This window comes from Paenibacillus vulneris, from assembly GCF_039543185.1.
Classification (GTDB): domain Bacteria; phylum Bacillota; class Bacilli; order Paenibacillales; family NBRC-103111; genus Paenibacillus_S; species Paenibacillus_S vulneris.
Genome location: NZ_BAABJG010000021.1, coordinates 192,265 through 205,310, shown reverse-complemented (window position 1 = coordinate 205,310; position 13,046 = coordinate 192,265). Strand labels below are relative to the sequence as shown.

At 52.0% G+C, this 13,046-nt stretch carries 10 protein-coding genes; 7 read left to right on the top strand and 3 right to left on the bottom strand.

What is annotated here, in order from left to right:
* Positions 1-39: 39 nt before the first annotated feature.
* From ABEA66_RS19295 to ABEA66_RS19285, 3 genes are all read left to right on the top strand, one after another.
* Entirely contained in the window at positions 40-747 is a 708-nt protein-coding gene (locus ABEA66_RS19295; protein WP_345589926.1) for a metal ABC transporter ATP-binding protein, read from the top strand.
* Entirely contained in the window at positions 693-1,583 is an 891-nt protein-coding gene (locus ABEA66_RS19290; RefSeq protein WP_345589924.1) for a metal ABC transporter permease, read from the top strand. Before ABEA66_RS19295 ends, ABEA66_RS19290 begins: the two co-directional genes overlap by 55 nt.
* 89 nt (positions 1,584-1,672) lie before the next feature.
* Positions 1,673-2,716, top strand: coding sequence for a metal ABC transporter substrate-binding protein (locus ABEA66_RS19285; protein WP_345589923.1), 1,044 nt, complete (start codon positions 1,673-1,675; stop codon positions 2,714-2,716).
* Positions 2,717-2,822: 106 nt separating this feature from the next.
* Here the strand turns inward: ABEA66_RS19285 and serS are convergent, their stop codons facing one another.
* Positions 2,823-4,133 (bottom strand): serine--tRNA ligase, encoded by a 1,311-nt coding sequence (gene serS / locus ABEA66_RS19280; RefSeq protein WP_345589921.1) that lies wholly within the window; start codon positions 4,131-4,133, stop codon positions 2,823-2,825.
* A gap of 457 nt (positions 4,134-4,590) precedes the next feature.
* On the opposite strand from serS, the gene ABEA66_RS19275 reads away from it, so the two are divergent.
* The 3 genes from ABEA66_RS19275 to murC all read left to right on the top strand — a co-directional run bounded on the left by ABEA66_RS19275 (position 4,591) and on the right by murC (position 10,270).
* Complete coding sequence (locus ABEA66_RS19275; protein WP_345589920.1) at positions 4,591-6,897, top strand: glycoside hydrolase family 95 protein; 2,307 nt, start codon at positions 4,591-4,593, stop codon at positions 6,895-6,897.
* A 511-nt stretch (positions 6,898-7,408) separates the two neighbouring features.
* Complete coding sequence (locus ABEA66_RS19270) at positions 7,409-8,752, top strand: ArsB/NhaD family transporter (RefSeq protein ID WP_192704031.1); 1,344 nt, start codon at positions 7,409-7,411, stop codon at positions 8,750-8,752.
* Positions 8,753-8,974: 222 nt separating this feature from the next.
* Complete coding sequence (gene murC / locus ABEA66_RS19265) at positions 8,975-10,270, top strand: UDP-N-acetylmuramate--L-alanine ligase (RefSeq protein ID WP_345589916.1); 1,296 nt, start codon at positions 8,975-8,977, stop codon at positions 10,268-10,270.
* Between the two features lie 101 nt (positions 10,271-10,371).
* Here murC and ABEA66_RS19260 read toward each other — a convergent pair whose 3' ends face one another.
* On the bottom strand, positions 10,372-11,313 hold the full coding sequence (locus ABEA66_RS19260) for an aldo/keto reductase family protein (protein WP_345589914.1): 942 nt from the start codon (positions 11,311-11,313) through the stop codon (positions 10,372-10,374).
* A gap of 302 nt (positions 11,314-11,615) precedes the next feature.
* Here ABEA66_RS19260 and ABEA66_RS19255 point away from each other — a divergent pair, with 302 nt between their 5' ends.
* Complete coding sequence (locus ABEA66_RS19255) at positions 11,616-11,810, top strand: CDGSH iron-sulfur domain-containing protein (protein ID WP_079909780.1); 195 nt, start codon at positions 11,616-11,618, stop codon at positions 11,808-11,810.
* A gap of 193 nt (positions 11,811-12,003) precedes the next feature.
* Here the strand turns inward: ABEA66_RS19255 and ABEA66_RS19250 are convergent, their stop codons facing one another.
* Positions 12,004-12,945, bottom strand: a complete 942-nt coding sequence (locus tag ABEA66_RS19250; RefSeq protein ID WP_345589910.1) for a DNA-3-methyladenine glycosylase family protein — start codon at positions 12,943-12,945, stop codon at positions 12,004-12,006.
* Between the last annotated feature and the right edge of the window lie 101 nt (positions 12,946-13,046).

The following is a 13,046-nucleotide window of genomic DNA, read 5'->3' as shown; positions in this document are numbered from 1 at the left end:
GAATATTGACGATTGCTTTGAAAGGAGTGTGGGTAGGGAATGGAGCTGACCAGTATGAAGCGGGTTGTCTTCGGTTACTCGGAATTTCCTTGTCTGGACGATGTGAATCTTGAGATAACCTCGGGCGAGTTCGTAGCGGTGATAGGCCCTAACGGAGCGGCGAAAACAACCCTGCTGAAGCTGATGCTCGGCCTAATAAAGCCTTGGAGCGGTCAAGTGGAAAGAAGCGGAGTCGGCCCCCAGGGAGGAAAATTGGTTGTAGGCTACGTCCCTCAGCAGATGGCCTCGTTTAACAGCGGCTTTCCAAGCAAGGTAATCGAATGGGTACGGTCGGGCAGATGGAGCCGTAAGCGCTGGTATGAACGGTTGAATGAAAGGGATCATTTCATTGTGGAGCGGGCCCTGAAGCAGGTAGGGATGTGGAATCGGAGGCATGTGAGAATCGGCGAGCTGTCAGGCGGTCAAAAGCAGCGTATGGGGGTGGCAAGGGCCCTCGCGCAGGAGCCGGATCTGTTCATTCTGGATGAACCGACTACCGGTATGGATGTGGAGAGCCGGCATGCTTTTTATGAGCTGATGCATTCGCAGGTGAAGGAATCCGGCAGATCCGTCGTTATGGTAACTCACGGCCTGGAGGAAGTGCTGCCCAGAATCGATCGCGTTATCGAATTGAAGCGCAAGGAGGGAGGGGATTGGAAATGCTGCACTACGAGTTCATGCAGCGGGCATTTTTGGCCGGGGGGATAGTGTCCGTTCTGGCTTCAGTGCTCGGCGTTTACTTGATGCTTAGGCGGCAGGCTCTGATGGCGGATACCCTGTCTCATGTATCCCTGGCAGGCGTTGCCATAGGAGGGCTGCTGCATTGGAATCCCGTAATAACAGGATTCGCCGCTGCGGTGATCGGTGCCTGCAGTGTGGAGTACGTCCGCAGATCGTTCCGGGCTTTCAGCGAAATTTCTATTGCGATCATCATGATAGGCGGATTAGGCTTCGCCGTAGTTGCCATGAATATGAATCAAAGCCTAAGCAAGAGCATGAATGCTTATTTGTTCGGTTCAATTCTGGCTGTGAACCCCGTAGAGCTGTGGCTGATGCTGGGAGTGGCGGCGGCTGGAGGGCTGTATTTCTTCTTGCTGCGGAGATCTTTGTACGTGCTTGCTTTCGACGAAGAAACCGCAGAGACAAGCGGAGTACGCGTAAGGCTGATTTCCTTTTCCTTCAGTGTGGTCACCGGGATGGCGGTGGCTGTTGCGATGCCGATAGTCGGTGTGCTGCTGGTGTCATCGCTAGTTATACTGCCGGCCGCCTTGGCTATCCGTATTGCGCCGGGGTTTACAGCTGCAATCCTGCTGTCTGTTCTTATCGGGGTTACGGGAGTTTGCACGGGGCTTACGGCATCCTACCGGTTCAGTACGCCGCCGGGCGGGACGATTGCACTTGCGCTGCTGTTGTTTCTCATAATCGGATTGGTGTTGAAAAGGGGCTGGCTGTACATAGGGAAGCTTCGCAATAAAAAGCGGCCGCACAGTGTGCAGCAGGAGCCTGTGGAGGAAGGACTCATGGTTTCTCAGGGAACGCAGTGAGCGCGGAACACTTTCGGAGCTTTAAGGAATAAATAGCTTCAAAGCGGGCTTGTGCTCTAGGAATCTATCATAAATAACGGAGGATGAAGATGAAATCATTGTTTTCTACTAAATTGCTCAGTCTGGTGCTAGTAACCGGAATGGTCACGGCAGGCTGCAGCGCTGCCGATCAGGCAGCCCCTTCTAAACCGGACTCGAAGCTGAATGCAGAATCGGGCACGGGGAAGGATATACCCGTCCAGCAGGCGAAGCTGAAGGTTGTAACAAGCTTTTATCCGCTGTATGAGTTTGCCCGCCAAGTAGCCGGTGATAAAGCGGAGGTCGTGAATTTGGTTCCCGGCGGTATGGAGCCTCATGATTGGGAACCGACGGCTCAGGATATGAAGCTGATTCAGGATGCAGGTGTGTTCGTGTATAATGGCGCAGGCATGGAAAGCTGGGCTGATAAAGTACTGGGCAGCATCAATAAAGACAAGACGGCGGTCGTCGAAGCCAGTAAACAGATGGAGCTGCTGGAAGGGACGGAGCATGATGAAGAGGAACATGATCATGACCATGACCATGGCAAGGAAACCGGCGATACGCAAGACGGCCATCACGATCACGGTCCGGCTGATCCGCATGTATGGCTCGATCCTGTTCTGGCCCAGCAAGAGGTTCAGTCGATCCAGGCGGCATTGGAGCAGGCTGATCCTGCCAATAAAGAGGTCTATAAGAAAAATGCCGCTGCGTATATCGCTAAGCTGAAGGAGCTGGACCAGTCGTTCAAGGATGGGCTGGCTTCTGCTAAACGCAAGGAATTCGTTACGCAGCATGCCGCGTTCGGATACTTGGCCAAGCGATACGGCTTGACGCAAGTCCCTATCGCAGGCTTGTCCCCGGAGCAGGAGCCGTCACCCGGCCAGATGGGGGAGATCATCCGGTTCGCCAAGGATAAGCAGGTGAAGACGATATTCTTCGAAACGCTCGTGAATCCGAAGGTAGCCGAGACGGTAGCCAGGGAGCTTGGAGCCAAGACGGCGGTATTGAATCCGATCGAGGGCCTGACCGAAGAGGATAAAGCCAAGCAGCTGGATTATATTGGAATTATGCTCAACAATCTGGTGGCTCTAAAGGCTGCCTTAAACGAGTAGAAGCGTGAACATGAAAAGATCGATGGTCTCTCCTCCCCAAAAGTAGGGGGGGACCACCGATCTTTTTGATTTGTTCAAACTTCTGCAGATGTGCCGTTCTCCGCCTCTATATTGTCAAGGTGTCCTGCACGGAGCCGCCGGGAGGAACAAGCCGCTCCATGCCGTTCATATAAGGCCGGAGAGCCGGAGGAATCCAGATCGATCCGTCCTCCTGCTGATGATTCTCCAGCAGCGGAATCAGAATCCGCGGCGACGCCACTGCCGTGTTGTTCAGAGTGAAGCAGTGTCGGGCCTTTCCTTGCGCATCGCGGTAGCGGATATTCGAGCGGCGCGCCTGGAAATCCAGCAGGCTCGAGGAAGAATGCGTCTCGCCGTAGCTGTCCCGGCTGGGCATCCAGCTCTCGATGTCATACTGCTTGTAGGTCTTCTGCGACATATCCCCCGTGCAGACGGCCATAACCCGATAAGGCAGACGCAGCAGCTGCAGCAGCTCCTCCGCATTGCCGGTAATTTCCTGCAGCAGCTCCTCCGATCGTTCAAGGCTCGCTTCACAGAGGATGACCTGCTCGACCTTGGAAAATTGATGGACCCGGTACAAGCCGTGAACGTCCTTGCCTGCGGAGCCGACCTCGCTTCGGAAGCAGGTGGATGCCGCGGCCAGCTTGATCGGCCGGGTCACATCCACCACTTCATTGCTGTAGTAGGTGACAAGAGGCACTTCGGAAGTGCCGACCAGCCACTTCTCTTCATCCGGAACCGCATAAACCTGATCCTCCCCGAGTGGGAAGAACCCGGTATTTGTCAAAGCCTCCGCACGTACCATAAGAGGTACCTCCAGCAGCTGGAAGCCTTTGCGAACAAGGAGATCCAGGGCAAGCTGTTGTACCGCCCGATGCAGCAGCACGCCTGCACCCTTCAAGTAATAGTTGCGGCGTCCGGCTGTTTTCACACCCCTGGGAATATCAATCATATCGTGGAGCTCGCCGAGCGCTACATGATCCCGAGGCATAAAACCAAATCGGGCAGGAAAGCCGACGCGCCGAATTTCCACATTATCCGCATCGGAACGTCCAACAGGAGTATCCGGCGAAACTATATTGGGTACACGGAGCAGGAGCCTTTTATACGCCTGCTCTGCAGCTGCAAGCTCCGTCTCCAGCTGCGCCAGTGTCTCATTCATTTCTTTCACCTGCTGTTTCCTGCGTCCGGCTTCCTCCGCTTGGCCTGATTGCATGAGCAGGCTGATTTCCTGCGACAGCTTGTTTCTCGACTGCCGCAGCGGCTCCACCTGATGCAGCAGCCGCCGCTTGTTCTCATCGTGCTGCAGCAGCTCCTTAATGGAAACCTCCATCCCTTTTTGGTCCGCTGCGGCTTGCAGCCGCTCTCCGTTTTCTCGTATCCATTTGATGTCCAGCATAGTACCTCGCTCCTTTTGTGTAAAAATACAAAAAGCGCCCTCATCCGTATGGGACGAGGAGCGCTTTGCTCGCGGTGCCACCCAACTTGACCGAACAACAAGGTTGTTCGATCCCCTTTGGTTCCGCGGTAACGGGCGGGTCCGGTTAGCTTAGGGAGCGTGGGCTCCTTGACGAAAACGCCTCCGAGTTGGAATCTCTTCATCGGCATAATAGACACGATTTTATTTTTTCCAGTATACCTTATTCGGCTTTGCTTGTGCAAGTGCGGGCTGGTTCCTTGGCTGTCCAAACCTCCTTGGCACCTTCTTGTTAGAATCCCGTACGCGGAGAGAGGGACAAAACGTGAATATTGTCTAAATTCAAGTGTATTTTGTTCATGGCTAGGGGAATCCCTGCCTATTACAATAAGGGAAGTCATGCATATAGGAACCAATATGATGTGGGGAGGAAATCAGTGTGCAGTTTCATCAACAGAAGCAGGAAACGAAGCTGTGGTACCGCAAGCCGGCCAAAAAATGGCTGCAGGCGCTTCCGCTCGGCAGCGGACGCATAGGCGCGATGGTACACGGGCAAGTCAACCGCGAGGTTATTCAGCTTAACGAGGATACCGTTTGGACGAGAGGTCCCCAAAACCGCAACAACCCGGATTCTCTGCAAACCATTGACCCAATACGCCGGCTCTTGAGTGAGGGGAAGGTAGAGGAAGCCCACGATATAGCCGATATGGGAATGATGGGAGTGGCTCGCAGGCAGCCTCCATATCAGACGTTAGGCGAGCTGAATCTGTTTTTTCCAGGGCATAAGGACAGTATAATGGAGGATTATCGCAGAGAGCTCGATTTGGAAACCGGGATTGCCACGGTGACCTACCGAATACAGGATACGACGTACTCCAGGGAAATGTTTGCAAGCGCTGCCGACCAGGCGCTCATCGTCCGGCTGAAGGCGGACCGTCCGAACCGGCTTAGGTTCGGAGCCAATCTGTTTCGCAAGTTCGATGCAGTCACTGAAACCGCAGGGCCTGATACGGTTAGTCTGGACGGTCAGTGCGGAGCATGGGGGACGAAATTCCACGTCCGTATGAAAGCGGTGTTAGAAGGGGGAAGCAGCCGGACGCTAGGCGATCATCTCTATGTGGAAGGCGCCGATGCTGTAACCTTGGTGTTGACGGTTTCAACCGATTTCCGGTACGAGCAGTATCGGGAACGTTGCGAGGAGGAGCTGCAGCAGGCGTCAGCTGTCCCGTATCCGGTGCTGCTGGAGCGCCATCTGCAGGAATATCGTCCGTGGTTTGACAGGATGAAGCTGTCCCTTGGATGCGTTGGTCAAGAGGAGCTTGCCGAGCTGCCTACAGACGAACGGCTGGCCCGCGTGAAGAACGGGGATGAAGATACGGGATTGACCGAGCTGTATTTTCATTACGGCCGGTATTTGTTGATTTCAAGCAGCCGTCCGGGCACGATTCCGGCTAATTTGCAGGGCATATGGAACGATAGCTATGTGCCGCCTTGGGATTCAAAATATACGATCAATATCAATATTCAAATGAATTATTGGCCGGCGGAGGTGTGCAATATGGCGGAGCTGCATTTTCCGCTGTTCGATCACCTGGATAGAATGCTCCCCCAAGGGCAGGAAACGGCCCGTGTTCAGTATGGGGCACGCGGCTTCATGTGTCACCATAATACGGATTTATGGGGGGATACGGCACCTACGGACTATGCGAGGGCCGGGTTATGGCAGATGGGGGCGGCATGGCTCTGCTTCCATTTATGGGAGCACTACGCTTTCAGCCTGGATACCTCTTTCCTGGCAGAGCGGGGCTATCCGTTAATGAAGGAGGCGTCCTTGTTCATTCTTGATTTCCTGTTGAAGGATTCGGACGGCATGTTTCATATTGGGCCTACCGTATCCCCCGAAAATTCGTTCCGGCTGCCTAACGGGGAGACAGGAAGATTGTGCATGGATCCGGCGATGGATGTTCAGATCGCTAGAGGGCTGTTCGAGCGGTGCATCAAAGCGGCCGAAATATTGCAGGTGGATGAGGAGCTGCGTAGGCAATGGAAGGAAGCCTGCAGCCTGCTTCCAGAGCCGAAAATCGGGAGGTTCGGACAGCTGCAGGAATGGGACGAGGATTATGAGGAGGTCGACCCGGGGCATCGGCATCTGTCTCATCTATTCGGTGTCTTCCCGGACGATCAGCTGCTGCGTGACGAACGCTGGTCGCATGCGGCTCGCGTTGCGCTGGAGCGCCGTCTCCAATACGGAGGAGGCGGGACGGGATGGAGCCTGGCATGGATTATTAGCCTGTGGGCACGTTTCAACGAAGGAGATCAGGCCCACGAGATGATTGCCAAGCTTCTTCGTGTCAGTACGGCCGACAATATGCTCGATTTGCATCCGCCGCAAATTTTTCAAATTGACGGCAACCTGGGAGCGGTCGCAGGGATAGCGGAGATGCTGCTCCAATCGCACGAAGGAGCGATTCGTTTGCTGCCGGCCCTTCCGTTGGCATGGCCTGATGGATCAGTTGAAGGACTGCGGGCGCGAGGGGGCTTCGAGTTATCGATCCGCTGGCAGGAGTCGCTCCTGGCAGAAGCAAGAGTCGTATCCCATAACGGCAGCTTATGCAGGCTGCAATCCAAGCTGCCGGTTCAAATTCTTCATAACGGGCAGCCTATTGCGCAAGGCCACGGAGCATCCGATATCGTAGAATTCCCGACAGAAGCGGGTGCAGTCTATCATCTTCGTGTTTTAGCCTGATGGGCAGTTTGTTGAGAAACCTGAAAATCTGAAAAAATGCTATGGCACCCCGGTGGGGTATCCCCCTTCCGGTCGCTCTTGTTCTCGGGAAACGTTGATTGGAATTCCCCACAAAGAAATGGACTTGGCTTCGAAGCCGATTCAAGTTCTTTGTGGGGTTATTTTGCTTGCCGTCATAGATAGGATTCCTCTTAAAAATTGCATCCCTATCCGCCCGGAACGGGCGTTTTTTTCACGGGTTTATAAGTGCCATGAGACGACATATATCAACGGTTGATAGAAATGGAATTAATAGAAATACAGGCTGAAGCGCAGTACAAGTTATTTACCGGAAACGTATTAATAACTATCAACGAATTCTAATAGCTATCAGGAATGGAGGGATGGATAACGATGGACACGATGTATCCTTATTGCTAGAAACAGTTGTAGATGTCGCGGACCAGAAAATACTAGATTGGCTGCTGTTGATAGAATGGACGGCATCCATCTGTAAAGGAGAGGATTACGTATGGCTGAGCTGATGGTCCCGATCACAATTCTTGCTTTTCTCTTCACGATTATGTTCATATTTTGGAAGCCGCAAGTCAACGAGGCGATACCCGCTTCGATTGGAGCTGCCTTCGTACTTTTGAGCGGCAGCGTCACTTTAACGGACCTTGGAAACATATTGGATACTATAAGTGGAGCAGCAATTACGATTATAGCAACGATTGTGATGGCGATTGTTTTGGAAAGCTTCGGTTTTTTTCAATGGACAGCGGAAAAGCTGGTGGACAAGGCCAGGGGGTCAGGAATCCGGCTGTTTTGGTATATTAACCTCTTATGCTTCCTGATGACCTTGTTCGTCAATAATGACGGCAGCATTCTCATTACAACCCCGATTCTGCTTCTGCTGCTGCAGCATTTGGGCTTGAAAAATCATCAAAAGATTCCCTATTTGTTATCCGGCGCTCTAATAGCCACGGCGTCCAGCGCCCCTATTGGAGTCAGCAATATCGTCAATCTGATTGCATTAAAAATCGTTCACATGGATTTGTATATGCACACGGCCATGATGTTTGTACCGGCCACGTTAGGGCTTGTCCTGCTGGTCTGCCTGCTGTATCTCGAATTCCGTAAAACGCTGCCCCGAACCCTCCCGGCGGGAAATCGCAAGCTGCTGCTGACCAAGGGCAGCCACCCTCTGCAAGGGGAAGAAGAACAGATGACGGTGGAGAAGCGCAATAAATTTATGAGAAATATTTTGATCTTCGTTTTTGGTGTCAGGATCAGTTTGTTTGCAGCGTCCTATTTCCATGTCCCCGTTTCGTTGGCGGCCATTCTCGGATCTGTGATTCTGCTCGGCTGGCGCTGGTACCGCCTGAAAATTTCGCCTGCCGATATGCTGAAAAAAACGCCGTGGTATATATTCATCTTCGCATTCGGCATGTATGTGATTATATATGGCTTAAATAACATTGGATTGATCGAGTGGCTGATCCATTTCCTTCAACCGCTTGTAACCGGCAGTCTGCTTCAGGCGAGTGTAATGATGGGCGTGCTCGTCTCCGTGCTCTCCAATCTGTTCAACAATCATCCTGCCTTGATGGCCGGAACCTTGACGCTGACTAATATGGGACTAGACCCGCTCACACTGAAAATATCTTATCTTGCAAGCGTCATAGGCAGCGATATCGGATCTCTTCTGCTGCCTATCGGGACATTGGCTACCTTAATGTGGATGCATATTTTGAAAAAGGGAAAGGTTCCCATCACGTGGGGACAATATTTGAAGGTGACCTCGATCGTCATCCCGCTTACAACGATGTTCACCTTGATTATTCTGGCTTATTGGGTGAATTGGATATTTTAAGACTGAAGGAGACTTCACAGCCTGGAACCTATCGAAGGGGATATGGATCCGGGCTTTTATCATTTGGTTATGAGAATATTATCAGGGCCAAGCCATTCCTCAAATGATTTTATAAGGATAAAATATGAAACGTATTATAAATTATTATAATTGGGCGAAAGCACAATGAACAATTTCACATATACTGTAGGCATGTGACTATGTTGTTGCGGAGGGGTAACCATGGCGAATTATCATTTTATCGGAATTAAGGGCAGCGGTATGAGTGCTTTGGCGCAAATGCTGCATGATCTCGGGCACGGTATTCAAGGCGAGGATATCGAAGATACCCTGTTTACACAGGCCGCTTTGGAATCCCGGCGTATTCCGATGTATGCATTCGGGGCTGCGCCGCTGACGGCTTCGGGGATGACCGTAATCGTATCCAATGCGTTTCACGATGATCATCCGGCGGTCGAACGCTGCAGGCGGGCAGGCTTGCCGATTCGTCGGTACCATCATTTTCTCGGAGAGTGGATGAAGAGCTATACGAGCATCGCCGTAACCGGCTCGCACGGCAAAACAACGACGACCGGCATGATGGCTCATGCGCTCGGAGCGGTACAGCCTGCCTGCTTCCTTATTGGGGACGGTACGGGGAGGGGGAACCCCGAAGGGAAGCTGTTCGTGTTTGAAAGCTGCGAATACAGAAGGCATTTCCTTGCATACCGGCCGGAAATTGCTGTAATTACCAACATTGATTTCGACCATCCCGACTATTTCGCCGATATCCATGACGTTAGAGATGCTTTTGAGGAAATGGCCTCTTCGGTTGGAAGTCATTTGGTCGCCTGCGGAGATGATGCACAGGTTCGCCTTCTGCAGACTGGCAAAAGGATGGTGTTGTACGGATTGGAGGCTCATAATGAGCTCAGGGCATCCGATCTGGCTATCGAACACGGCGGAGTTGCGTTTAACGTTCAATGGCGCTATACGGAGCTTGGCCGATTCTGGATTCCGGCCTTTGGCAGGCACAATGTGCTGAACGCGTTGGCCGTCATCGGTACGGGGCTGACTCTGGATCTCGATTTGGAGCAAATCCGCAGCCAAATGAAAGGCTTTTCCGGGGTGAAACGGCGTTTCACAGAGAAGCAATGGAGAGGGAATGTGTTGATTGACGATTACGCACATCACCCTTCAGAAATTACGGCTACGCTCGAAGCGGTGAGAAGCAAGTACCCGGAGAAAAAAGTGGTCGGAGTGTTCCAGCCTCATACGTTCAGCCGGGTAGAGAAGCTGATGGACGATTTCGCCGTGTCTTTGAGGGGAGCCGATGACGTATTCTTATGTCCTATCTTCGGTTCGGCAAGAGAAGCGGAAGGCAGCGTATCCATTGAGCAGCTGCAGGAGCAAATACCTAATGCACAGCTGATCTCGGAGCATACGGTCGGACATTTGTCCGCTTATGAAAACAGTGTCCTTGTTTTTATGGGAGCCGGCGACATTCAGAAATATCAAATGCTGCTTGAAAAGATGTAGGGCTGCTCCGTTCTGCACAGCGTGTAAATAAAGAAGGGTGCTTCCGGATCATCAGTGATGATGGAAGCACCTTTTTTGGGCATAGTAGCCCGTTGTGGGGTTTAAGCCTGCAAAGCCTCCTCGATGGCGTTCAGCACATCTTCAGACAAAGTAATGCCGCTTGCAGCACAATTCTCAACCACCTGCTCCGGACGGCTAGCTCCGACTAATGCGCTTGCAACATTGCTTTGGCGAAGAATCCAGGCGATGGCAAGCTGCGACACCTTAATGCCCAGCTCGTCGGCAATTTTGGATATTTTCTCGACGCGCAGGAGATTGGTTTCGCTCAGCTGCTTTTCGCCCCAGTTTTTGCTGGCGGCGCGGCTGTCCTGCGGGACCGGCTGACCGAGGCGGTATTTGCCTGTCAGCAGGCCTTGAGCCAGAGGCGAGAAGACGACTTGGCCGTATCCTTTTTCTTTTCCGATCGGAATGATCTCTTTCTCGATATAGCGGTTAAACATGTTATAAACCGGCTGGTTGACGATGATTTTGTCCAGCAGCAGCTTGTCCGCGATGGCATAGGCTTCCACGATTTGAGCCGGAGTCCATTCGCTGACGCCGATGTACAGCACCTTGCCCTGAGCTACGAGATCGTCCAGTGCACGGAGCGTTTCTTCGAGAGGCGTCTCCTTATCATAACGATGGCAGTAATAAATATCGATATAATCGGTACCGAGACGCTTCAGGCTCGCTTCGCATTGCTCCATAATATGCTTGCGGGACAGGCCGCGGTCGTTAGGGCCTTCACCCATCTTGTTGAAAACTTTGGTTGCCAGAACATAGGATTCTCTTGGATATTGGGACAACGTCCTGCCCATGACTTTCTCGGCTTCGCCGCGCTCATACATATTGGCAGTATCGAAGAAATTGACGCCCAAGTCGTATGCCTGCTCGATGGAGCGAACGGCATTATCATCTGCAACATACCCTCCGTAGGTGAGCCAGCTTCCCAAGCTGATTTCGCTGACTTTAAGTCCGCTGTTGCCTAATCTTCTGTATTGCATCTTGAAAACGCCTCCCAGCAAATCTTTTTCTTACTACCTAGCCATTATAAAAACAAATATTTCATTTGATAAGAGCTGAAAAAGAGTTCATTAACTTACCCCAAGGTATGAGACTTACGTTGAAGTAACTTGCTATAGGCTAAAAATAGTATGAAAACAATCCTTTTTATGGAATTTATCTGAATTTCGGAAAAGAAAGTGTGAATATTCCCTATTGCAGTTTGGGAGCGATGTTTTATTACACTCGGAAAAAGACAATAAAAGAAATTGTAACAACATTTTGAATAAAAGGAGGGAGAACGATGGCGGATGTGAAAATTACGGTATCGGACAATGGTCCCCTGATCGTCAGCGGGGAAATTCAGCTGCTGGACGGTGAAGGAAATCCGTTGGCTGTGAAAGAGACGACCTATTTGTGCCGATGTGGCATGTCGAGCAGCAAGCCGTTCTGTAACGGAGCGCATAAAGGGAAGTTTGAGAGTGTAGTAAGAGCGTAAGGACGCACGAATGCTGGATCAAACGTCGAATGCATCATGTTCATGAACGTCAAGCCGCATGCTAGAGAAGGTTGACCGCCGATAGGAAGGTCCCTCGAAGAACTGGTGAATCTGAACCTTCCTATTCGGCGTCAAAAGCAGACAGAGATCCATTGATGATCTAACCGGATATGCGGCTGGTACATCCCAGCTGCTAATATATCGTTCTCCATAAATAAAAGGTAGCGTAAGCCTTCCAGTCACCCCAGGGAGCGGAAATCCGGCGCAGCTCCTCGATTGAAGGCTTATTCGGCATCCCGAGAAGCTGCTTGATCGCATTGTGCAGGCCGACGTCCGCGATGGGAAAAGCGGAAGGGGATCTTAAGCAACGCATCAGCACGTAGTGGGCTGTCCAAGGACCGATGCCGCGAATTTGCACGAGCTTCTTCTCAATGGCCTCTGTATCTGCGAGCTCGAGCAGCATGTCCTTGGAAAGCAGCCCTTCGTCCATTAGTCGGGCAACCCCGATAAGATACTCGGCTTTCTTGGTGGTAAGCTGAAGCGGTGTCAGGTCGGCAACCGTTAATGCCGCAATCTTCCCGGGAGCCGGAAAGAGCCAATAAGTCTGCCCGTTCCAGGCGGCGGATTGACCGAAGGCTTCAACAAATCTTCTCTTCAGGGTGTACGCGAACGCGAGATTGATCTGCTGGCCGAGAATGCCCCAGCACAGCGCCTCGAACAAGTCGGGGATTCCGACGATCCGAAGCCCGTTAAATTGCTGTACGACGCTGCCCAGCAGTTCATCCTGAGCGGCAATCCGGTAGAAGGGGGCAAGATCCGTACCGAGGTCGAACCATTCCCAGACATACTGGGCTGCAGCTGCTCGATCGGATGGCCCTGGAGGAGTATCACCGGGAAACGTGATTTTCAAAATGCCGGGTTCCGGGCAGGTGATTTGAACCAGGACGGGGGTCCCCTCCGTCGCAATCAGCCTGAATATGGCATGATCCTCTGTATAGAACATGCATTCATTGGACGACCGCATAAGGTATCCCAGATTGTGCTCGAAGCTGAAGGGAGCAGGGGTGGTAAGCAGGATATGATCTTCATGGTCTGTCCAGTAATCGTTCGGAATTCGTGCCGGATTTGTAAGCATGACGCCCTCCATTTTTTTAGACTTTTGAATGTATCTATTCGAGGCAACCTGCAAAATATGGCATGGCCGGCCCTTTTGAGCTCTATTCTATATGTTGTATC

Bases quoted from the DNA above. Each gene is read 5' to 3' on its own strand.
- ABEA66_RS19285 (WP_345589923.1), top strand. From the start codon at position 1,673: ATGAAATCATTGTTTTCTACTAAATTGCTCAGTCTGGTGCTAGTAACC.
- ABEA66_RS19270 (WP_192704031.1), top strand. From the start codon at position 7,409: ATGGCTGAGCTGATGGTCCCGATCACAATTCTTGCTTTTCTCTTCACG.
- serS (WP_345589921.1), bottom strand. From the start codon at position 4,133: ATGCTGGACATCAAATGGATACGAGAAAACGGAGAGCGGCTGCAAGCC.
- ABEA66_RS19255 (WP_079909780.1), top strand. From the start codon at position 11,616: ATGGCGGATGTGAAAATTACGGTATCGGACAATGGTCCCCTGATCGTC.
- murC (WP_345589916.1), top strand. From the start codon at position 8,975: ATGGCGAATTATCATTTTATCGGAATTAAGGGCAGCGGTATGAGTGCT.
- ABEA66_RS19260 (WP_345589914.1), bottom strand. From the start codon at position 11,313: ATGCAATACAGAAGATTAGGCAACAGCGGACTTAAAGTCAGCGAAATC.
- ABEA66_RS19250 (WP_345589910.1), bottom strand. From the start codon at position 12,945: ATGCTTACAAATCCGGCACGAATTCCGAACGATTACTGGACAGACCAT.
- ABEA66_RS19295 (WP_345589926.1), top strand. From the start codon at position 40: ATGGAGCTGACCAGTATGAAGCGGGTTGTCTTCGGTTACTCGGAATTT.